21 protein-coding genes and 1 pseudogene are annotated in these 21436 nt (G+C 39.2%); 15 read left to right on the top strand and 7 right to left on the bottom strand.

Going from position 1 to position 21436, the window contains the following annotated elements; all coding sequences use genetic code 11:
• Positions 1-284: 284 nt before the first annotated feature.
• The 7 genes from ACFI4Z_RS15300 to ACFI4Z_RS15270 all read left to right on the top strand — a co-directional run bounded on the left by ACFI4Z_RS15300 (position 285) and on the right by ACFI4Z_RS15270 (position 6940).
• Positions 285-1499 carry an acetate kinase gene (locus ACFI4Z_RS15300; protein ID WP_462671335.1) on the top strand — a complete coding sequence of 405 codons (1215 nt, stop codon included), beginning with the start codon at positions 285-287 and terminating at the stop codon, positions 1497-1499.
• Between the two features lies 1 nt (position 1500).
• The gene (gene pta, locus ACFI4Z_RS15295) at positions 1501-3654 is read left to right on the top strand and encodes a phosphate acetyltransferase (RefSeq protein ID WP_462671334.1); all 2154 of its coding nucleotides are present in this window, start codon (positions 1501-1503) and stop codon (positions 3652-3654) included.
• 219 nt (positions 3655-3873) lie between these two features.
• Positions 3874-4266 carry an ACT domain-containing protein gene (locus tag ACFI4Z_RS15290; protein WP_462671333.1) on the top strand — a complete coding sequence of 131 codons (393 nt, stop codon included), beginning with the start codon at positions 3874-3876 and terminating at the stop codon, positions 4264-4266.
• Positions 4267-4268: 2 nt separating this feature from the next.
• Positions 4269-4766, top strand: coding sequence for a PTS glucose transporter subunit IIA (locus ACFI4Z_RS15285; RefSeq protein ID WP_462671332.1), 498 nt, complete (start codon positions 4269-4271; stop codon positions 4764-4766).
• A 1-nt stretch (position 4767) separates the two neighbouring features.
• Positions 4768-5115 (top strand): ArsC family reductase, encoded by a 348-nt coding sequence (locus ACFI4Z_RS15280; RefSeq protein WP_462671331.1) that lies wholly within the window; start codon positions 4768-4770, stop codon positions 5113-5115.
• Positions 5112-6242: a succinyl-diaminopimelate desuccinylase gene (gene dapE, locus ACFI4Z_RS15275; RefSeq protein ID WP_462671330.1), complete on the top strand. Its 1131-nt coding sequence runs from the start codon at positions 5112-5114 to the stop codon at positions 6240-6242. Before ACFI4Z_RS15280 ends, dapE begins: the two co-directional genes overlap by 4 nt.
• A gap of 5 nt (positions 6243-6247) precedes the next feature.
• Positions 6248-6940, top strand: a complete 693-nt coding sequence (locus ACFI4Z_RS15270; RefSeq protein ID WP_462671389.1) for a M15 family metallopeptidase — start codon at positions 6248-6250, stop codon at positions 6938-6940.
• Here ACFI4Z_RS15270 and ACFI4Z_RS15265 read toward each other — a convergent pair.
• A complete protein-coding gene (locus ACFI4Z_RS15265) occupies positions 6915-7784 on the bottom strand; it encodes a DMT family transporter (RefSeq protein ID WP_462671329.1) in 870 nt (289 codons plus the stop codon). The two genes, ACFI4Z_RS15270 and ACFI4Z_RS15265, sit on opposite strands and share 26 nt — an antisense overlap.
• A 218-nt stretch (positions 7785-8002) precedes the next feature.
• Here ACFI4Z_RS15265 and ACFI4Z_RS15260 point away from each other — a divergent pair, with 218 nt between their 5' ends.
• The 4 genes from ACFI4Z_RS15260 to ACFI4Z_RS15245 are packed head-to-tail and all read left to right on the top strand — an operon-like array spanning position 8003 to position 10931.
• On the top strand, positions 8003-9376 hold the full coding sequence (locus ACFI4Z_RS15260) for a COG3014 family protein (RefSeq protein ID WP_462671328.1): 1374 nt from the start codon (positions 8003-8005) through the stop codon (positions 9374-9376).
• An 8-nt stretch (positions 9377-9384) separates the two neighbouring features.
• Positions 9385-9807, top strand: coding sequence for a YcfL family protein (locus ACFI4Z_RS15255; protein ID WP_462671327.1), 423 nt, complete (start codon positions 9385-9387; stop codon positions 9805-9807).
• 9 nt (positions 9808-9816) lie between these two features.
• The gene (lpoB, locus tag ACFI4Z_RS15250; RefSeq protein ID WP_099295644.1) at positions 9817-10446 is read left to right on the top strand and encodes a penicillin-binding protein activator LpoB; all 630 of its coding nucleotides are present in this window, start codon (positions 9817-9819) and stop codon (positions 10444-10446) included.
• Between the two features lie 17 nt (positions 10447-10463).
• Entirely contained in the window at positions 10464-10931 is a 468-nt protein-coding gene (locus ACFI4Z_RS15245; RefSeq protein WP_462671326.1) for an outer membrane lipoprotein, read from the top strand.
• A gap of 61 nt (positions 10932-10992) precedes the next feature.
• On the opposite strand, the gene ACFI4Z_RS15240 is transcribed toward ACFI4Z_RS15245, so the two are convergent.
• Together ACFI4Z_RS15240 and ACFI4Z_RS15235 are read right to left on the bottom strand one after the other, a co-directional pair.
• A complete protein-coding gene (locus ACFI4Z_RS15240) occupies positions 10993-12210 on the bottom strand; it encodes a pyridoxal phosphate-dependent aminotransferase (RefSeq protein ID WP_462671325.1) in 1218 nt (405 codons plus the stop codon).
• Positions 12211-12318: 108 nt separating this feature from the next.
• Positions 12319-12663, bottom strand: a complete 345-nt coding sequence (locus ACFI4Z_RS15235; RefSeq protein ID WP_099295647.1) for an Hpt domain-containing protein — start codon at positions 12661-12663, stop codon at positions 12319-12321.
• 152 nt (positions 12664-12815) lie between these two features.
• Here ACFI4Z_RS15235 and ACFI4Z_RS15230 point away from each other — a divergent pair, with 152 nt between their 5' ends.
• Together ACFI4Z_RS15230 and ACFI4Z_RS15225 are read left to right on the top strand one after the other, a co-directional pair.
• Entirely contained in the window at positions 12816-13421 is a 606-nt protein-coding gene (locus ACFI4Z_RS15230; RefSeq protein WP_462671324.1) for a tRNA-uridine aminocarboxypropyltransferase, read from the top strand.
• Positions 13415-14191 (top strand): CLCA_X family protein, encoded by a 777-nt coding sequence (locus tag ACFI4Z_RS15225; protein ID WP_462671388.1) that lies wholly within the window; start codon positions 13415-13417, stop codon positions 14189-14191. Before ACFI4Z_RS15230 ends, ACFI4Z_RS15225 begins: the two co-directional genes overlap by 7 nt.
• A gap of 191 nt (positions 14192-14382) precedes the next feature.
• Here the strand turns inward: ACFI4Z_RS15225 and ACFI4Z_RS15220 are convergent, their stop codons facing one another.
• The 3 genes from ACFI4Z_RS15220 to apbC all read right to left on the bottom strand — a co-directional run bounded on the left by ACFI4Z_RS15220 (position 14383) and on the right by apbC (position 18673).
• The gene (locus ACFI4Z_RS15220) at positions 14383-16848 is read right to left on the bottom strand and encodes an EAL domain-containing protein (protein WP_462671323.1); all 2466 of its coding nucleotides are present in this window, start codon (positions 16846-16848) and stop codon (positions 14383-14385) included.
• A gap of 151 nt (positions 16849-16999) precedes the next feature.
• The gene (gene dcd, locus ACFI4Z_RS15215; RefSeq protein WP_462671322.1) at positions 17000-17590 is read right to left on the bottom strand and encodes a dCTP deaminase; all 591 of its coding nucleotides are present in this window, start codon (positions 17588-17590) and stop codon (positions 17000-17002) included.
• A gap of 3 nt (positions 17591-17593) precedes the next feature.
• Entirely contained in the window at positions 17594-18673 is a 1080-nt protein-coding gene (gene apbC, locus ACFI4Z_RS15210) for an iron-sulfur cluster carrier protein ApbC (RefSeq protein ID WP_462671321.1), read from the bottom strand.
• Positions 18674-18849: 176 nt separating this feature from the next.
• On the opposite strand from apbC, the gene metG reads away from it, so the two are divergent.
• Both metG and ACFI4Z_RS15200 read left to right on the top strand, forming a co-directional pair.
• Positions 18850-20871: a methionine--tRNA ligase gene (metG, locus tag ACFI4Z_RS15205; protein WP_462671320.1), complete on the top strand. Its 2022-nt coding sequence runs from the start codon at positions 18850-18852 to the stop codon at positions 20869-20871.
• A gap of 172 nt (positions 20872-21043) precedes the next feature.
• The gene (locus tag ACFI4Z_RS15200) at positions 21044-21214 is read left to right on the top strand and encodes a DUF6435 family protein (protein WP_135475185.1); all 171 of its coding nucleotides are present in this window, start codon (positions 21044-21046) and stop codon (positions 21212-21214) included.
• Positions 21215-21331: 117 nt separating this feature from the next.
• Here ACFI4Z_RS15200 and ACFI4Z_RS15195 read toward each other — a convergent pair.
• A pseudogene (locus ACFI4Z_RS15195) lies at positions 21332-21436 on the bottom strand (signal peptidase I); the annotation flags it as partial.

Below are 21436 nucleotides of genomic sequence, written 5' to 3'. Positions count from 1 at the left end.
AACGGTTTTCTCTTCGAGTGTACCATACTCAAAACGACATTCCTTTGTAAAATCTAATTGCTAACAAAACCTATATAACCTTGAGTTTAATCAATGTTATGGCTAACGTTTTATATATGAATGCGTTAAAATAATATGCATTAAATCAACTAGACTTTAGTTTAATCATAGCTAGTAATCGGCAAATTACTATTTATCTTTAGTTATTTGGTATGCGCTGTCGTATTTATAACCTGCGCTAGATTAATGCACACTTACTGTTATAGCCAAAATGAGACCTATTTATGCCATTGCAACCCGATTCTCTCCACCATGTACTAGTGCTTAATTGTGGCAGTTCAAGCCTTAAATTTGCAATTATAGATGCACATTCTTCAAACGAAGTGATTTCAGGCCTCGCTGAGCGCTTAGGCTCTGATACTCCCTCTATAAGATATAAGTTCCAAGGCAAAAAAAACGTGGTTGAACTGACAAAAGGCCAAGCCCACGCTCATGCCATTGATACGCTAGTTAAACTTATAAACGATCACAGCTTAGCAGATAACCTCATTTCTGTTGGACACCGCGTTGTACACGGTGGAGAACACTTTACCAAGTCAGTGCTTATTGATGAATCGGTTATTGAGGGTATTACTAAGGCGGCTACCCTGGCCCCATTGCATGGCCACGCTAATTTATTAGGTATAGCTGCTGCGCAGGCATCTTTTGAAGGGCTACCACAGATAGCCGTGTTTGATACTGCGTTCCACCAAACGATGGAAAAAGTTGCGTATTTATATGCTCTCCCTTACAAGCTGTATACCGATTACGGAGTGAGACGCTATGGCTTTCATGGCACCAGCCATTATTATGTTGTAAGTCAAACTGCAAAATTACTGAAAAAACCGTTAGAGCATAGTAATTTTATTAGTGCTCACTTGGGTAATGGCTGTTCGGTATGTGCAATAAAAAATGGTAAAAGTGTTGACACCAGCATGGGTTTAACTCCACTGGAAGGTTTGATGATGGGGACTCGCAGTGGTGATATTGACCCAGGCTTATTTAATTTTTTAACATCACAATTAGATTACACAGCTACTCAAATAGATGATTTGCTTAATAAAGAAAGTGGCCTATTGGGCATTAGTGAGCTCTCCAACGATTGCCGTACAATTGAAGAAGCAGCCCTTGCTGGGAATGAAAGAGCGATTCTTGCACTAGACATGTTTTGCTATCGACTTGCAAAACAAATAGCTTCATTTATGGTACCTATACAAAGACTAGACGCACTAATCTTTACCGGAGGAATTGGCGAAAACTCAGATGTAATCCGCAGCAAGGTAATTAAGCAACTCAGCTTTTTAGGTCTTGATTGCGATACACAAGCAAACTTAGATGCCCGTTTTGGTACTCAAGGTATCATCAGTTCTGAACATGCCAATACAACAGCCGTTGTTATGCCTACTAATGAAGAGTGGGTAATAGCCCAAGATGCAGCAAACATCGCACAGGAGCAATAGTATGGCGCGTAGAATAATGTTAGTACCTATCTCAACAGGTGTTGGTTTAACATCTGTGTCTGTAGGATTAGTCCGTGCGCTTGAGCAAAAAGCAGTAAAAGTTAATTTTTTTAAACCTATTGCTCAACCTCGCTCAGGAGAAACAGGTCCTGAAAAATCAACACAAATTGTGACTCAGGGCTCTCCAATCAACCCGCCTACCCCATTCGCACTTGATTATGCAGAGCAAATGATTGGCGATGGTAAAGGCGATGATCTGTTAGAAGAAATTGTTGAGCGGTTTGAAAGCACCATAAGTAATGATGAAGTAGCCATCATTGAAGGGATGGTACCAACCCGTCGTCAACCTTATGCTGGGCGAGTTAATCGTGAGATTGCACAAACCTTGGGGGCAGAAATAGTCTTTATCCTTACCCCTGGGAATGACAGCAACGACCAAATTGAAGATAAACTAGAAATAGCCGCAGGTTATTATGGTGGTGTTGGTCATGCACGTGTTTTAGGTTGTATATTTAACAAAGTAAACGCCCCACTTGATGAAGAAGGACGAGCTCGCGCAGATTTAGTTGACTCCCATAACCCAGATGCTTTAGAGAACGAAGTAAACCGTTTAGCGTCGCTGCCTTTGTTTAGAAAACATCCGTTTATGTTACTTGGCTCAATACCGTGGGATTTTGAGTTGGTTGCACCTAGGGTAAAAGATTTAAGTGCGTATTTAAAAGCAGAGGTATTGAACGAAGGTGACATGGTCCATAGGCGACTACGCCGCGTTACTTTTTGTGCACGCACAGTATCTAATATACTTAACCACTTCACTCCTGGTGCATTACTTGTCACACCTGGTGATCGTTCTGATGTGCTTGTTGCCGCTTGTTTATCAGCAATGAACGGCACAAAAATTGGGGCTATTTTACTAACGGGCGGATTTAAACCAGAGCCACGGATAATGACTTTATGTGAACAGGCAATGGCAACAGGCTTGCCAATTTTGTGCACTGAAGCCGATACCTGGCGCACCTCTTTGTTACTGCATAACTTCAATATGGAAGTTCCCTGTGATGACATTCAACGCATTGATAAAGTGAAATATCATAATGCTAGCTTCATTGACTCTGATTGGTTAGATACGCTAGCAAAAAGTGTGGGGAAAACACGTAAAATGTCCCCGCCTGCTTTTAGGTATTTACTCACAGATAAAGCACGTCACGCTAATAAAACAGTTGTTTTACCTGAAGGTAATGAACCCCGCACTATCAAAGCAGCGGCTATTTGCGGCATGCGTGGTATCGCTAAAACAGTGCTTTTAGGTGATAGAGAAGAAATACTCCGTATCGCAGTGCAACAAGGTGTTGAACTAAATGAAAACGTAACGATTGTTGAACCACAACAGGTACTTCAAGACTATGTTGCTCCCATGGTTGAAATTAGAAAAACCAAAGGGTTAACTGAGGTTGTTGCGCTAGAGCAACTTCAAGATAACGTTGTACTTGGTACTATGATGCTCGAACAAGGTGTTGTTGATGGGTTAGTTTCTGGTGCTGTAAATACCACGGCAAATACCATCAGGCCACCACTACAACTCATTAAAACAGCACCAGGCTCTTCATTAGTGTCTTCTGTATTTTTCATGCTGTTACCAGATCAAGTACTTGTGTACGGTGATTGCGCTATTAACCCAGACCCTTCAGCAGAGCAACTCGCGGATATTGCTATTCAATCAGCAGACTCTGCAGCAGCATTTGGTATTGAGCCGCGTGTTGCAATGATAAGTTACAGTACAGGCACTTCAGGTACTGGAGCTGATGTTGAAAAAGTGCGTGAGGCAACCAAATTAGCACAACAAAAACGTCCTGATCTTATCATTGATGGCCCACTTCAATACGATGCAGCAATTATGGAAAATGTAGCAATGAAAAAAGCACCTAATAGCCCCGTTGCAGGTAAAGCTACAGTGTTTATTTTCCCAGACTTGAACACAGGTAATACAACCTATAAAGCCGTTCAACGAAGTGCAGACTTAATAAGTATAGGGCCCATGTTACAAGGTATGCGTAAGCCTGTTAATGATTTAAGCCGAGGCGCATTGGTGGATGATATCGTCTACACCATTGCACTGACAGCAATCCAAGCCGAACAAGTTGCTAATCTCAAGTAGTTAGTATGTGTGTAAAGTAAGCCTCTGGCTTACTTTACACTTGCTTCGTTGTTTATCTACCCAATGAAATATAAATCTATTAATTAATAACTTACAGTGGTTATACCTAACTAACCCCATTGTTATCCACAGAAACTGTGGACAAGATTACACTTTTATTCAGTGCTTTTTAGCTATACTATTCAGTAAACAAAAGTCCAACTTTAATAAGGGTCTATAATGTCAAAGCAAACATTACAACTTCATAGTACTGTATTTAGTATACATAGCCTTGATGTTGACAGCCCTATTCCAAGCGATTTATTTAAACAAAGTATTTTTTTCATCTCTAAAACTTATGACGAGTTGTCTATTGTTTGCCCAAGTAGTTTTAATATTGATAGTTTGGATGCCGAACATAATTGGCTTGCTTTGGAAGTAGTCGGCCCCTTAGGTTTTTCACTTACCGGTATTATGGCAAACATATCCGGGGTATTAGCCAGTGCCAGTATTTCTATTTTTGCATTATCTACCTACGACACAGATTATGTATTAGTCAAAAAGCAGCGTATTGATGATGCCATCAAAACATTAAAAAAAGATGGATACACTGTGCTCGAAGAGCCTATCTAATAATGAAACATATTGATATTTCCTTTTCACCTCAAGCACAAACTGATGGCGCTAGTTTACACATTACTAGCCCATTTACTGGTAAAGTGAGACCTCTGAGTGATCACCCCGAGCCCTTTTTCAAATTTGGCACATTGGGTCCTGGCATCATCGTAGAATTAACGAGTCACAAAGTATTAGCACCTTTCGATGGCATTTTAATACAAGTAAAAAATGCAGGTACTGAGTTTATACTGCAAGCAAAAAACGGCCTTAAACTACTCATAAACTTACATATTGAACAACAAATCGATATGCTACATACCCATATAGCCCAATTAAATGGGAGTAAAATTTTTAAAGGACAAAGGCTTGCCTATTTTGATCTACGTAATCTAAATACACCTTTATTAGCAACTCTTATTTTACTGAATGGGCACCAATTGACACCCATTTATTACTCTTTGTCCCACGTAAGCGCAGGGATAGACACTTTATTAACGTTAACTAAGAAGAAATAATATGACGACCCTTTACGGCATTAGTAATTGCGACACAATTAAAAAAGCTAAAAAATATTTAACTGATAAGAATATCGAATTTTCATTTCATGATTATCGTAAAGACGGCATTTCAAAAGAAATGGTTACCACATTTTCACAACACATTGACTGGCAAGATCTTCTTAATAAACGAGGCACGACTTATCGTCAACTATCTGAAGAGCAAAAGCAAACACTCGATAAAGATAAAGCACTTGATTTATTAGTAGAGCACCCTGCGATGATCAAACGCCCGGTGTTAATACATGCAGGCTCTTATTATTTAGGCTTTAAAGCCCAACAATATGATGAGATTTTTGCAGCATGAAGAACCCTGTTATTGAATTAGCACAAGCATTAATACAACGTCGTTCAGTGACACCTGAGGATGCTGATTGTCAGGCAATGATGAATAAACGCCTCGAAGCCATCGGCTTTAACATCGAGTCAATGTTTTTTACAGACACGCTGAATACTTGGGCTCGAAAAGGCACTACTTCCCCACATTTTTGTTTTGCAGGTCATACTGATGTCGTGCCAACTGGTCCAGAAGAAAACTGGCAACATCCTCCGTTTTCAGGCCTGATTGAAGAGGGTATGTTGCACGGTCGCGGTGCTGCAGATATGAAAGGGTCTTTAGCCGCTATGATTGTTGCAACTGAGCGTTTTGTTGCAAAGCATCCTAATCACAAAGGCTCTATCTCTTTTCTTATAACATCTGACGAAGAAGGCCCATTCATTAATGGCACAACGCGTGTTATTGATACATTAGAAGAACGCAACGAGAAGATTGATATGTGTCTTGTGGGCGAGCCCTCATCTAGAGATGCACTTGGCGATGTAGTTAAAAATGGACGCCGCGGTTCATTAACCGGGTTTTTAACAGTAAAAGGAATACAAGGCCATGTTGCCTACCCCCACCTAGCTAAGAACCCAATTCACTTAGCCGCCCCTGCACTGTCGCAATTGAGCCAAACGCAATGGGATACGGGTAACGAGTTCTTTCCTGCAACTAGCTTTCAAGTCTCAAACATTAACGGTGGAACTGGTGCCGGTAATGTGATTCCAGGTGAGCTTGAAATTCAATTTAACTTTCGTTTCAGTACCGAAGTCACACATCAACAGTTACAAAAGCAAGTAAATAAAATACTGCAACAACACGATTTTGATTACGAGTTAAAGTGGATTGTGAATGGACAACCCTTTATCACTGAAGGTGGCCCATTAATTGAGGCCACTGTAGCTGCAATTAAAAGCGTCACAGGCCGTGATACAGTGCTCGAAACATCAGGCGGCACTTCAGATGGACGTTTTATTGCACAAACAGGCGCTAAAGTAATAGAGCTTGGGCCGCGCAATGAAACTATTCATAAAGTAGATGAGTGTGTTAGTACCGATGACCTTATTGAATTAAGTGAGGTTTACGAACAAATTTTAGAACAGCTCCTAACATGACAAAAATGGATCTTACTCCCTCACAGTTAGTTGCATGTGCAACTGGATACAGTGATGATCACTTAGTTAATATTGGTCCTCACCGTGTACATGCACAAATTGCTGATGATTTTAAATCATTACAACAGGCTGCTGAAAAAGCAGGGCTATCGTTGGCAATTGCATCAAGCTTTAGAGGCTTTAATAGGCAAAGCGCTATTTGGAATGCTAAATTTTCTGGACAAAGGCCTGTTTATAATAAGGAACAGGTCGCTGTTGATTTATCGACATTAACCGACATTGATAAATGCCACGCCATTTTACTTTACAGCGCTCTGCCTGGCGCCAGTCGCCATCACTTAGGAACTGACCTGGACATATATGATGAAGCCGCTATAGCAACAGATTACGAACTGCAACTAAGTCCAGACGAGTATTGCGACACAGGTCCGTTTGCTCGACTGACAACGTGGCTCGATAATAACTTAACTAAGTACGGTTTTTATCGTCCTTACCAACATGATCTTGGTGGAGTATCTCCAGAGCCTTGGCACATTAGCCACATAAAGCAATCTCAAATTATGTGCAATCACGTTACCTTAGAGGCAATTGAAAACCAAATAAGGTGCAGCGATATATTGGGTAAAGACACTATAGTAGAGCATTTGCCCAGTCTATTTAGTCGCTATGTGACTAATGTTGCGCCGGTACCGATTTAGCCTTCAAAAAAACCAGTACAGCGCCAAGAATTACGGCGCTTGCAATTATAAAATGCAATGTAACGTTTTCATTTAAAAAGACGACACCGGCAACAGCAGCAATAATTGGCACTAACAATTGAACGACAGCGGCTTGACTGCTTTTTAATAATGGTAACGCAACATACCACAGGCTGTAACCTAGTCCTGATGCAAGACCTCCAGAGAGTACTGCCAATAGAATTCCCTCCCAACTGCTGTTTGATAATGCACTAATGCCAATAAAAAGAATCAAGGGAACAATAAATAGGCTTCTTACAAAGTTATAGGCCGTTGCTTTAAGTGGCGCCCTGCATGCTTTACCGCGAATACTATATACCCCCCACGCAATACCACTGAGCATCATTAATAAACCCGGTATCAATGAAGGTGTTTTTGCTGAAGGCATCATTAAATATACAAAACCAGCTAAAGCAGTGAGAAATGCTAACCATTGCACGTTTGACAGCCGCTCTTTTGAAAATACTCCCCAACTGATCATTGTTAGCTGTACAGCAGAAAATAGAATTAATGCACCAGTCCCAGTATCAAGCTCGACATAAGCAATTGAAAAACAAAGCGCATACACCACCAAACTTAAACTACTTCGCCAGCTCCCTCGTTCGTCATGAGCGCCTTTATTTGGGATAACTTTTTTATTAGTCGTAATAAATAAAATAAAACCTAAGCACATTGCACCACTTAATAAGCGCAAGCCAGTAAAATTCCACGCATCTATATGACCATTTACAAGCGCTAAACGGCACAGTAAAGAATTAGCAGCAAATGCAATCAGTGCGAAGAGTGTGTAAAACGTTACTTTCAATTTATTTCCCATAATAAGAGTGTTGGCTCAAAAAATCGCGACGACAAATTACTATAACTGTATTTTTAGAATACACTAAAAACCCTCACAGTTTTAATAAGACCTCTATATACAAATATAAATTTCATAATCCTCGTTTGTACGATTTTTTACATTGTTTATCATCGTAGGTTAATGAGTTTATGCTAATGTGTAGTTAATTAATTGAGGAGCAAAAAGTGCGTCGCAGTGTAGTATTATGTTTAACTTTATTACTGAGTGTATTAAGTGGGTGCAGTACAATAGGTCTTACTGACTTATTTACAGATTACGCAACACAAGTTACGCCTGTGCGCCAGGCAATAAAAGCAAATAACGTTAACCAAGCACAACAGCTTATGCCTAATAATGGCCTATCGCATAGCAATTATTTATTAAACCAGTTAGAAAATGCACGCCTTAACGACTTAAATAATCAAAATACACACGCGCAAACTAACTACGAAACGATTTACTTACGAATGCAAAAAGTTCGTCAAGCGGCAAAAATAAAAGTTTCAAGCTCCCTAGAACAAAGCAATGCATTACTAACAAATGATTCTGTTATTTCGTACATACCAGCCCCTTATGAAATGAGTATGCTGCACAGTTATAAAGCACTTAACTATCTTTATCAAAATGATCTAGAGAGTGCTTTAGTTGAAGTACGTCGCGCGAACAAAGTTCAGCTAGATGCATTAAATGAGAATGAACAAGACATTGACTCTGAAATTAAAGAAGCGCAAAAGCATTATCCGAGCATGTCTGAGATCACACAAAATGTAAAAAACGGCTATCAAAATGCGTATACATTTTATTTATCTGCACTGCTTTATCAAAGTAACAATCAGTTTGATGATGCATATATTGACTATAAAAAAGCCTTAGAAATAAACCCAAATAATGTTTACCTGCAAAAAGATGTTATGCGTTTAGCTAAAAAACAAGGATTTGAGCAGGACTTTGCAAAGTACGTTAAACAATTTGGAAAGCTAGAGCAACCAAAAGAAACTAGCGAAGTTATTGTATTTATAGAGCAAGGACTTGTGCCGAACAAAGATGAGTTTGTGTTGCAATTACCAGTATACACCTCTAAAGGTGATGCTCGATTTTATAGTTTAGCGGTACCGGTGTATAAAGGTGGTGCGTATATTCCGACAATAAGCCACCTCAATATTGCAAACGAATCAATGCCAATTGAGCCGCTTGTACGAATTGAGGCGTTAGCTGCAAAAACGCTAGAATCACAAGCCCCGGCAAGAATGACACGTCAAGTTCTTAGATTGATTGCCAAAGAGAAGGTACGAGCTGAACTTGCTCGAAGCGGTGGTGACGTTGGAAATATTTTAGCAAATATATATAACTTAGCGTCAGAGCAAGCAGATACCCGAAGTTGGTCTACGTTGCCTAATCAAATAAGTATTGCAAGGCGAAATATTTCACCGGGTAAACACACGCTAAAAATAGGAAATAACCAACCAAGTATAAATTTTACGGTTAGTAAGCAGGGGTTAACTTTGATCTATCTAACCTCAATTAATAACTACTTTAACTCTCATGTAGTGCAACTTTAGGAGCTGCTATGAAAATTTTAATACCCCTATTATCGGTATGTTTACTCGCAGCCTGTTCAAGCAGGCCTGTTACATCAGGTATATCTGTTGAACAACATGCCAACTACCAGCAACAACTAAAGGTAAACAACCCTAAGTTAGGAAAAAAACTAGCCATAACGAATGTTAAGACACGTCAAACTAACCAATTAACAGACATTGTTGTTACGCTTTCAAGCCAGTATAAAAAATCACAATATTTGCAGTACAAATTCACATGGTTTGACAAAGATGGGTTTGTAATCAAAGGAAACCACTCCCCTTGGCAGGCCCTTACTTTGTTTGGCTTTGCTAATATTCAATTACCCGCTCTTGCACCTACATCAGATGCAGTGACGTTTTCATTAGCAGTTAGAGAAGTTTCAACAAAAGCTCAAGAATTTGAAGATTAAGGAATATAAATGAATACATTAAATAGAACGACTTCATTCACCAAACTCACAGGGCTTGCTCTGGTTGGTCTGAGTGCGCTAGTTTTAAGCGGCTGCGCTAATAAAGCGGTCGTTAGTTACGGTGACGCACAAGCAGTAGAAACAACAGATATCAACTTTGGCTCTACCGATCTTCAAAAAGTAGCGAGTCAGATGACCGACTCTTTACTTAGTTCTCCTGTTATTGGAACTATGACCGCTAATACTCGCCCTATCGTTTTCGTAGAACGAATTAAAAATAAGACCAGTGAGCATATTGATACTGAATCTATCACTGACTCAATTTCGACTCAGCTATTACGCAGTGGAAAGTTTCGCTTTGTTGATATGAGTCGTGTAGAAGCGGCGCGTGAGCAGCTTACATTCCAAAATGAAGACGCCTTGGTAAACCCTGCAACGGCTGTGGCCTTTGGCCAGCAGGTGGGAGCGCAATATATGTTATACGGCAATTTATCAAGTATTGTTAAATCAAACGCTGATAAAGCCGATGTATATTATAAATTTACCATGCGGTTAATGGATTTAAAAAGTGGCCTTGTAGAATGGGCTGATGAAACAGAAATCCGTAAAACGCGTGAAAAATCAACCTTTGGCTGGTAACAGCCTGGGAGCATAGCATGAAGCAATTTATTTTCTTATTATTTGCCTTACTGTTAATACCGAGCCAAGCTTTAGGTGCATATGAACGGAACAAAGCAGTGCCAGTACAACAAGTATTATTTGGTAAAGTACAATCCGTTCGCACTATCACTGAGCGTGAGCTGGTTAAAGATCAAACCAATGGCTGGAAAACCTTTGGCGGAGCCTTATTAGGAGGAGTCATTGGTAATCAATTTGGTGGTGGTAGTGGGCGAACTGCTGCAACAATTTTGGGTTCCGTTATTGGTGGTAACATTGCTCACAACCAACAAAAAAGTAGCTATTACACCCAATATGAATTAGTTGAGATGATGGTAAAAGTCGAAAGCGGTAAGCAGTTCATGGTAGTACAAGATAAAGATAATCGCATGTTATTTGCTAGAGGCGATCGAGTACGGCTAGTATACCTATCTGATAATTCTGTAAGAGTAGATAAAGCTTACTAAAAGCTTAAACATAGCTGCGAGATGAATCAACATTCATCTCGCAGCTTTTAAAGATGCACGATTAGATTTGTCTGTAATGATTAAAAAACCGCTGCATTTTAGACATTGCAGTCGTTAGATCGTCTTTATTGGGCAAAAAAACCAATCTAAAATGATCTGGGTTTGGCCAATTAAATGCCCTGCCATGCACAAGCAGTATTTTTTCTGCTTTGAGCAAGTCCAAAATCATTTTTTCATCACTTTTAATATTAAACCGCTCGGTATCCACTTTTGCGAATGCGTATAAAGCACCTTTTGGTTTAGAGCAAGAGATACCATCAATCGCATTTAACCCGCGCCACGCAATATCGCGCTGCTCGTACAAACGACCACCTGGATTTATAAGGTTATCTATTGATTGCACACCGCCCAATGCTTGCTGAATAGCATATTGCGCTGGTACATTAGCACACAAGCGCATTGACGCTAAAATATCGAGTCCTTTTTGTAGATCATCAAGTAAATCTGTTCGGCCACTTAAAACCATCCAGCCCATGCGTAGCCCAGCAGCACGATACGTTTTTGCTAAACCATTAAACGTGATGATCGGAACGTCATCACACAACGCACCTATAGAGCTATGAGTCACATCATCGTACAAGATTTTTTCATAAATCTCGTCACTCAGCAGCAGTAACTTATGCTCTCTTGCAATATCGATAAGTTGCTGCAACAAATCATCGCTGTATACGGCACCGGTAGGGTTATTTGGGTTTATAAGCACTAACGCCTTCGTTTTAGACGTTATTTTATTGCGTATGTCAGCTATATCAGGAAACCAATCTTGTTCTTCGTCACACAGATAGTGAACTGGATTACCACCCGCGAGCTTAACTGATGCAGTCCACAGTGGATAGTCTGGAGCTGGAATTAGCACTTCATCGTCATTATTTAACAGCGCTTGCGTGGTCATTTGAATAAGCTCACTGACCCCATTACCAATATAGATGCTATCAACATCTAGGTTACTCAAGCCACGTTGTTGATAATGTTGATATATTGCCACTCGGGCTGAGTAGAGGCCTTTTGAGTCACAATAGCCTTGGGCAGAATATAAATTACGAATAATATCCCGGTGCATATCTTCAGGCATATCAAAACCAAATGCTGCAGGGTTACCAATATTTAATTTAAGAACTTTTTGCCCTTCATCTTCCATTTTTTTGGCTTGTACTAAGACAGGCCCTCGGATGTCATAACAGACACCCTCTAATTTGTGACTCTTTTTAATATCTGACATTGCTACCTCTACTAGTGAAAAGATAGATTAACCTAGTAAAGGGTTAAAATACTAGAGTATTTCATAAGCTTAATACTGAAATATATTCACGTACTAATTAGCTTTAAATTACCTTGCAGCCAACCAAGCAGTTAATTCTAGTTGAGTCTTAGATACTTGTTCATTAAGCAGTCGTGAAGCGGCTTCGGCTTTGTCATGCTCGTTATTGTTCAAGCTATGTTCAATTTCTCTTGCTACTTCTGACAGGCTTGTCGCACCAAACTGCGATGCATTTGATTTTAAACTGTGTGCGTGACGAATAGATGCTTCTAAGTCATTACCAAATGCAGAAAAGAACTCACTGGCTAAACGTTCAAACTCAGCACAACAAAATGTTAAAGTATCGCTAAACTGTTCTCCTAATAAAGACTCCATACTCTCTAGCGCACTTTCATCAATAACAACATCGTTCATTTTATATCCTTTTTGGTAATCCCAGTTTTCTTGTTGGTTTGGGTATACATACTTTTACTTTAACTTTCTTAAGAAAAAAATCCACTTAATAGTTATATTAAGCGTATAATAGTATTGCTTTAAAATCCATTGTAAACAGAATAGATTATTATATGTCTCGTGCTTTATGCCCTAATTGTCAGTTCAGCCCGGTTACTTGTCTGTGTGATGACTTAGTAGCAGTCAACAATAAGCTGAAAATAATTGTTTTGCAGCATCCAAGTGAAGCTAAAGTAACAAAAAACACGGCAAAATTACTTAATTTATGTCTCAGTCAATGCACTATAATGCAGGGTGAATCACAAGAAGATTTTCAATTTTTAACTGACTTGCCAACTAAAACTACCGCATTACTGTACCCCAATGACGATGCTATTTTATTAGATACCAAAGATGAAAAAGTCAACGAGCTTAAAACACTGTTAACTCATTTAATTGTTCTTGATGGCACCTGGAAAAAAGCGTTTAAAATTATGCAACTTACCCCCAAATTAAATGATTTTGTTAGTGTAAGTTTTAACTCTATTCCACCTAATCGCTACCATATACGTAAAGCACCAAGAATTGACAGTTTGTCTACGCTTGAGGCCGTTGCCTTCAGTCTTATGTTGGTTGAACAACAAGATCCCACCCCGCTATACACCGTATTAGATGCCTTAAATCATAAGCAAACACAGTTTATGCCTGCTCATGTGAAAGCGCGATATAACAAATCATGACCTACACCAATCGATTAAAGCGGGGTTTCTACCGACAAGGCCCTAATTACCGTTTTGATGATCAAGTTGATTTTACAGATATAAAAGAAACATTTGGCTTTAGAACTATGACAGTAGGTAAATGGGTGACTAAAGAAGAGCGTTTCATCAGCGCTAATTTGATTTATGATGCGTTGGCTGATCTTGCCCAAATACTGCAACTTCCCCCAATAGCACTGGGTCTCAGAGGAAAATTAAACTTTGCTTTTGGACATGGAGGCCAACAACATGTGCAAGCTCACTACAACAGCGCTACACAAACACTTGCTCTAGCGAAAAATGCTGGAGGCGGAGCGCTAGCGCACGAATGGTTTCACGCTTTTGACCATCATATCTCAAGGCACTTGTTCCCAGACCATAGCGCTTATTTTTTTGCTTCGAAATTATGGCTTGAGCATTCAATTAATAGCAATCACCCTCTAAATCTTGCATTAGATAGTTTTTATAAAAGTGTGTTTTTAAAACGTGATGGGCAGCATGCTAACCACTATGTTGCGCAATCAATGTTGGCAGATAAACAACACGGTCAATTTTACATGAGCATGCCGGAAGAACTTGCTGCACGATGTTTTGAGGCCTGTATAGCCAAGCACAAACACATTAAAAACACATTTTTAGTCTCTGGTTTACAACACTCAACACTTATTTACCCTGATGATGATCATCTTCAGACTAGTCGAGGTGCGCTTGAGCACTATTTCCATAATTTAGGTCTGCTTTTATCTAATTAAATTACATTTATTCAAGCCATCTCAAGGCGCGAGCGTCGTTGGAACTAAAAGCGATTTAGGCAAGGCATTGATTGCAAGTAATAATGGTTAAAGTAGTCTATATTGCTTTTAAAAAATAACAACGATGAGACTAAGTGCTTGTGAAACGCTAAATTCTGCATTTTGAAGTAGCCTGAATATATAAGACTCAATTAGTTCATGTGATAAACATCAATATCAATCGTTGTTTGTAAGTTCTGCTCTAACCAATTTAGATAATCTTTAAACGCCAGCGGCCTTGAAAAATAATAACCTTGGCCAATTTCGCAACCATAACCTTTCAATATTTGTAAGCTCTGTATATCTTCAATCCCTTCACCTACAACAAACGAGCCTAAGCTTTTGGCTATATCACACGTTGCACGACAAATTGTGCGATCGTTCTTTGAGTACTCTAAGTTCATTACAAATTGTTTATCTATTTTAATTTCGTCAAACCCCATTTTGCTCAAATAAGCTAATGATGAATAACCTGTACCAAAATCATCAATGGCAATCTTGAGTCCAATCAACCGATAGTCATTTAAAGCTGTTTTAATATTAACCCCATCACTCAATGTGGCTGATTCCGTTAATTCCAACATAACATTTGATGCCTTGAGCTGATATTCATTAAGCAAGGTTAAAAATAAAACGGGTAATTCTTTTCGCAATAAATCTTTTGCTGAAATATTAATGGAAATTATATGCTCAGGATAAATTTCTATAATTTCTTTTTGATACAGTAGTGATTTTTCAACAACCCACTCTGTAAGTTCAAATATGAGCCCCGTAGACTCTGCTATTGGTATAAACTCGTCAGGTGGTACTTGCCCTAAAATCGGATGGTGCCAGCGTAAGAGAGCCTCTGCACCGTGAATATGCCCCGTATCTAAACAGATTTGAGGTTGGAAAAATAAACTAAGCTGATTATGCTCAATTGCTTCTTTTAAATAAGATGCAACTTCAAGACGGTGTTGGGCTAAATTTGAGTTTTCAGCATCAAACATATGCCAACGTTCGCCGTGCAGCGCTTTTGTACTTAAAGCTTGTAAGCTACGTTGGATTAATTGCGATGCATTTGAGGCATGAAGTGGGTAATTTGCAACGCCGATATCAACACCATTGACCAGCTGACTGCTGTTATGACTTATCCCTTCACTAAAAACAGCGGTTGTAACACATACAAACTGCTCAATTTGACTTAATTCGAGTTGACCATTAACAACATAAGCGTAAGTACTATCATCAAGGCGCGAAATATAATGACATTTCAGCTCATTTGCTTCTATTTTTAATGAATTCATAGTGCTTAATTGCTGAGCGAAATTAGCCATGGTGCGTTTGATTTGTACATTAGCGTATTCATAGCCAAAATTTGCGCGGGCATCCAACAAAACTACAGGGCGAAACAAAACAAGCGAATGCGCTTCAGATTCAGTTACTTTGAGCTGCAAACAATCAAGTAGCTTTTGTTTATTTGGTAAGCCCGTTTCATCATCATGGGTTAAACTTTCATCGTATTGCAAGACTCTTAATCTATCTTGTATTAGCAAAGTCGCCAAAAAAACACCTATATTGAACACAATTAAAGCATCATTTAAAATATGCAAACTGCGTGCTGTATAGACCGTACTTAACCAAACAAAAGATTGTATTAACAATGTACACCAAGCAAGCATAGATAGTTTCGTAAAATTTGCCTTGGTTTCTTTGCATTGCAAAAATAAATACCCAACCAGCATTATTAAAATCGTATAACTAACCACAAAAAAGTACATCGAAAAAGTATCAATCAATATACTAGCTACGAGCGTGGTACCGCAAAGAATAAACAACACAGATGTAAGTGGAGTTTTAGCAATTACTACCTGTTTATTTTCATAACGTGATTGCATAAAAAACAAACATGCAAACGATATGGCCAATAAATTAAACCACGCGCTCATCCCATTTGAGTATTGACTGAAAAGTGGGTCACTAAATAATAAAAAAACACCTTTCCTAGATAAAAAACCCACAAACATACATATGAGATAACCCATTAAAGAAACAAACTTTACTTGCCTAGATAAGAAGTAGAATGCGGCACTAATTGCAAGCCCAATGACTAAAATCACCGAGATGACAGCTGTGGTAATGACATGCTCTTCAACACTATTATAAAACTCATCTTCAGGTATTAGTGTTGGCTCAATTGTAACCGTTGCGTTATTACTTAAGTAAACAGCCGCCCAAGCGATGCCTGCCCTCGCTTTGATACTTAAATGAGGAATAATTGAATCGAAATATGCACCATGTTCATGTTTTTTAAATTGTATAGTATCAAAGTCACTGTCTAGTAACTCAAACTTAATCTCATCAACGAGCGTATTTTTAATATAAAGAATGTGATTTTCGGATTTTACAGTTGAGTTAACATTAAAGAGTAACCAATACCCACGTCCCCTATCTAATGTTAATGAAGAAATTTCTGCTAAATTGTTTTCTTTTAATGCTTCTTTATAAAGCTGCGCGGATACACTTTGAGAATCTGATACAGGTAGGACTATTGCTTTATTTGATACAGCATAAAGTTCAACACTACAAAAAAGCAGTGCAAACAAAAAAGCACGAAATAAAGGACCACTACTTCCCACTTGAACTCCCTTTACTTGAACGCATAAAACAAATCAACGTATTAAAGTATGGAAGGTATACAAATAAATGCCAGTAAATCCCGAAAATGATTACATTAAAAAGTAAAAAGGGCCTGTTTAAGGCCCTAATTGCATGATTATATAAGTTTACTTATTCGTTCTTATCATCACTAATACGGCTTGCTACAGCGCTATTTTGATCTTTATATTTAGCATCTTTTCGCATGTTATATGGATTTGCTGCTGGCCCTGACATCGTTTCAAAACTCATAGCACCAATTTTCATCATTGGACGAAGCGCAAGCGGCAGTTTCCCCGAATTATAAAACTCTAAGACAATATTGCCCGACCAACCTGGGTCTATACGGTGTGCGGTAACATGTACCATCAACCCTAAACGCGCTAGTGATGAACGCCCGTCAAGCCACCCAACTACATCCGAAGGTAAAGTTACTTTTTCGTGAGTGATAGCCAAAGCAAGCTCACCTGGGTGTAAAAAGAATGCTTGTTCTTGGTCAAGCACAATTTCGTCACTCATTATAGATTCCATCGCTTTATTAAGCTGATCTTTAGGGCCACTTAAATCAACATAGGCCGCGGTGTGATCCTGAAAAACACGAAATTTATTTCCTAAGCGCAAGTCAACTGTCACGCCAGAAATCATCTCATCGCTTGGGCTTGGCTCTATGACAATACGTTGCTGAGCAATATATTCTTTAATATGGGTATCTGATAATCTCATTTTTTAATCGTCCGTAATCACAATCTCTAACGGATTATGATGGGGTTGTTGATAATAAAGTTGGCTTGCAATTAAGCGCGCTGCACTGGCATAGGTACTGCTGATTGCCGCCTCGGTGTCATTGGCTATTAATTTGCCTTGTTCTGAATATTCTCGAATATCTATCGCCAGTGGAATGTGTGAAAGTACGGGCACACCATGACGCTGTGCGAGCTTAATAGCCCCGTCTTTGCCAAATACGTGATTAGGCTCACCACAATGAGTACAAATAAAGTGGCTCATATTCTCAATTAGACCTAGCACAGGCACATTTACCTTGTTAAACATAGCAATACCTTTTTGCGCATCAGCAAGTGCTAAATCCTGTGGAGTAGTAACGATAACTGTACCGCTTGAAGGTACTTTTTGGCTCATAGTTAATTGAATGTCACCAGTACCTGGAGGCATATCAACAATTAAGTAATCAAGTTCACCCCAAATGGTTTCATTTAACAACTGCGTTAATGCACCAGAGGCCATAGGCCCACGCCAAACAGTGGCATCATCACTGGGCACTAGAAATCCAATGGACTGTGCTTTTAAACCATTTGCATCAAATGGGTATAGTTGTTTGTCATCTTTGGCCGTGGGTTTAGCCCCTACGAGGCCTAGCAGCATAGGAATTGATGGACCATAAATATCCGCGTCTAGAATACCTACTTTTGCGCCCTCTTGTTTTAAAGCGCCCGCTAAATTAACCGCAGTTGTCGATTTACCAACTCCACCTTTACCGGATGCAATTAAAACAATATGCTTTATTTTTTTAAATTTATAATCAGGAGGAAGCTTTACTGTGGCGCGAATGTCGACAACCTTATTAATTTGTTCACTGACAAACTTAGCCACAGCAGGCATTTCTGAGCATGCTGCAAAAGGCAGAGTAAGCTCAATTAAAAGGGATTTATCATCGTTAGATTGAATAGTTTTAATAAAAAGCTCATCAATACCTACTGCAAATGCAGCACTTCGATAAGCGGCTAAAGCGGCAATTATCGGTTGTTTTTGCACCGATTTAGAAGAGAATAATTTCGACAGTCCAAACATAGCAATAAAATAGCGTTTCTTTGATGAAAATTGCCTCGGAATTATGTAACATTCACGGCATTAACACCAGTCAATTAATGAAAATCAGCCAACCAGTCACAGCTTTGCTACCGGTTTGCTGATAAAATTATGATTTTCATCCGTTCCTTAGCCGGAACCGTCAATTCGGAATGATTATGGCACAGCGAAAGATCCTTATTACCAGCGCATTACCTTATGCCAATGGCCCAACTCATCTTGGCCATTTATTGGAATACATTCAAACTGATATTTGGTCACGTTTTCAAAAACTACAGGGCCACGAAACATATTACGTTTGCGCCGATGATGCTCACGGCACGCCAATTATGCTCAATGCGCAAAAGCAAGGGATCACGCCTGAAGAAATGGTAAAAAACGTCAGTATTGAACGTCAACGTGACTTTGCTGATTTCAATATCAAATTTGATAATTACCACAGTACCCACAGCCAAGAAAATAAAGAGTTCAGCGAATTAATCTACAACCGCTTAAATGCAGCTGGACACATAAAAAAGCACACTATTTCCCAGCTGTTCGATCCTGAAAAAGGTATTTTCTTACCAGACCGCTTCGTTACAGGTACGTGCCCTACATGTAAATCAGAAGACCAAAATGGTGACAGCTGTGACGCATGTGGTGCAACGTATAGCCCAACAGAGCTTATTAACCCGCGCTCAGTGATGTCTGGTGCAGAGCCAATATTAAAAGACTCAGAGCATTACTTTTTTGACTTACCAGCGTTTGAAGGCATGCTAAAAGAGTGGCTACACTCAGGCACTATTCAACAAGAAATGGCTAACAAGCTAGATGAATGGTTTACCGATGGCCTACAACAATGGGATATTAGCCGCGATGCTCCTTATTTTGGTTTTGAAATACCAAACGCACCGGGTAAATACTTTTATGTATGGCTAGACGCACCAATTGGCTATATGGCCAGCTTTAAAAATCTATGCGATACAAAAGGCATTGATTTTGATGCGTTTTGGGCTGAAGGCTCAGATGCTGAGCTTTATCATTTCATTGGTAAAGATATCATCTATTTCCACAGCCTATTTTGGCCAGCTATGCTTGAAGGCGCAAACTTTAGAAAGCCAACCAATGTATTTGCGCACGGTTTTGTAACGGTAAACGGCGAGAAAATGTCTAAATCTAAAGGCACGTTTATTAAAGCGCGTACGTACTTAGATAACCTAAACCCTGAATACCTTCGTTATTACTATGCGGCTAAATTAAACAGCGGTATTATTGATCTTGATTTAAACCTTGAAGATTTTGCCCAACGTGTAAACTCAGACCTAGTAGGCAAAGTCGTAAACATTGCAAGCCGATGTGCCGGCTTTATTACTAAAAAGTTCGATGGTAAGTTAAGCAGCACGATTATGCAGCCTGAACTTTTAGCTGAGTTCCAAGCAGCCGCGCCTAGTATTACTGCCCATTATGAAAACCGTGAATATAGCCGCGCAATTCGTGAAATTATGGCCCTTGCCGATAAAGCCAACCAATTTATTGATGGCGCTGCTCCTTGGGTATTAATTAAAGACGAAACAAAACAGCAAGAAGCGCATGAAGTCTGCTCGCTTGGTCTTAATTTGTTCCGCGTATTAATTACTTACTTAAAACCTGTGTTACCAGAAATGGCTGAAAATGTAGCAGCATTTTTAAATGATGAATTAGCGTGGGATGGCATTCAGAACGCATTAGTAAACCACCCTATAAATAAATTTAAGCCACTGATGCAACGTGTAGAGATGGACAAAGTAAATAAAATGGTTGAAGAATCAAAAGAAAGCCTAGAGCCAAAGGTTACTATTGACCCTAATAGCCCACTGGCGAAAGAACCAATTGCAGACGAAATCGAATTCGATGACTTTGCCAAAGTAGATCTGCGCGTAGCTAAAATTGCCAAAGCAGAACACGTCAAAGGCGCTGATAAACTATTAAAACTAACACTCGACTTAGGTGGCGAAACTCGCCAAGTTTTCGCAGGTATTAAGTCAGCTTATGCACCTGAAGACATCGAAGGCAAACTCACCGTGATGGTAGCCAACCTTAAGCCACGTAAAATGCGTTTTGGTATGTCAGAAGGTATGGTGTTAGCAGCAGGCCCTGGTGGTAAAGAAATCTATATTCTTAACCCAGACGATGGCTCAGAGCCAGGTATGCGTGTTATGTAATTAGCCTTATTCGAAAACAAAAACCGCTGCGCTCAGCGGTTTTTTTATGCCCAGCACGCAATTACATTTATTAAAAACTAATCGAATTAGATTTACCAAACGTATAGATAAGAAACTAGCATATAAAATTTATGCATACTTTCTAACACTTTTCGTAACATAAGGAATAAGCATGTTTTCGCTTTTCAAAAAAGACCCTCTTAAGAAATTAAATAAAGACTACAGCGCAAAGCTAGAACAAGCTATGCATGCTCAGCGAAATGGTGATATTAAGAGTTACTCAATGCTCACTCATGAAGCTGAGCAAATTTTAAAAGAAATAGAAGTATTGGAAAAAAAATAAACCAAATTAACTAATATAACCTCTTTAAGCATTATAAACGCGTTACCCATCGTTAATGGTCTTTACCGGTGAACAACGTCGTAGCAATCCAAATTCAGCAGGTGGGGCGAGCACCGATCACAATAGCTTAGTAAGGTATCTATTTTTCCGAGGTAAATAATAATCTTCATAATCTAACGAAATGATGACTCTCGTTGCTTTTCCTAATAACTCTGTATGTGG

This window comes from Pseudoalteromonas sp. RWi3, assembly GCF_054960735.1.
This window is presented reverse-complemented; position numbering and strand designations above follow the sequence as displayed.